Below are 858 nucleotides of genomic sequence, written 5' to 3'. Positions count from 1 at the left end.
CTTTATAATTTTATTAAAATTTATTTAAAATGATTATGAAATATATAATATGTATAATATTGAAGATATGTTAAAACCTATTAAAGAAATTATCATTAATATTTTTGGTAATTAATATAATTAAATAGATTTATTTGTTAATAATATTTATTAGATTATATTAGGAGGTAAATATGAATCAATTAAAAGATAGTAAAACTAAAGTTAACCTAATGAGAGCTTTTGCTGGCGAAAGTCAAGCTAGAAATAGATACACTTTTGGTGCATCACAAGCAAAAAATCAAAAGTTAGCTTTAATAGAACAAGCATTTTTATATACAGCAGACCAAGAAAGAGCTCATGCAAAAGTATTTTATAATCATCTTAAAGAATTATCAGGTGGAACTGTACATATAGATGGAGGGTATCCAGTAGAAATATTTGATAATATAGAACAAACACTAAGAGCTGCTCAACATGATGAATATGAAGAATGGGAAAAGGTATATAAAGATTTTGCAGATACTGCTAAAGAAGAAGGATTTTTAGCTATAGCTAATAGCTTTGATAAAATAGCGTTAATAGAAAAAGTTCATGGAGATAGATTTGGAAGGTTTGCTCAAAAGATAGAAGATGGAACATTATTTAAGAGTGAAAATGAAGAACAATGGATATGTTTAAACTGTGGTCATGTTCATACAGGAAAAGAAGCTCCAAAATCCTGTCCAGTCTGTCAACATCCTCAAGGATATTTTATATTATACTCTAACTCTCCATTTGAAAGTTAAAATGCCCACGTCGTGAAAATTGACGGGGTATTGCTTTTAGGATAATTGTTAAGAAATTTATTAAATAATAAGGACTAGATTATATTTTATA

General features: G+C 26.9%; 1 protein-coding gene. It reads left to right on the top strand.

Going from position 1 to position 858, the window contains the following annotated elements; all coding sequences use genetic code 11:
* Nucleotides 1-173 precede the first annotated feature (173 nt).
* Nucleotides 174-767, top strand: a complete 594-nt coding sequence (rbr, locus tag G3997_RS06120) for a rubrerythrin (RefSeq protein WP_296644469.1) — start codon at nt 174-176, stop codon at nt 765-767.
* The last annotated feature ends 91 nt before the right edge of the window (nt 768-858 follow it).

The sequence above is a fragment of the Romboutsia sp. 13368 genome, from assembly GCF_018336475.1.
GTDB lineage: Bacteria > Bacillota > Clostridia > Peptostreptococcales > Peptostreptococcaceae > Romboutsia.
The sequence above is the reverse complement of the archived record's forward strand: the minus strand, read 5'-3'. Positions and strand labels throughout refer to the sequence as shown.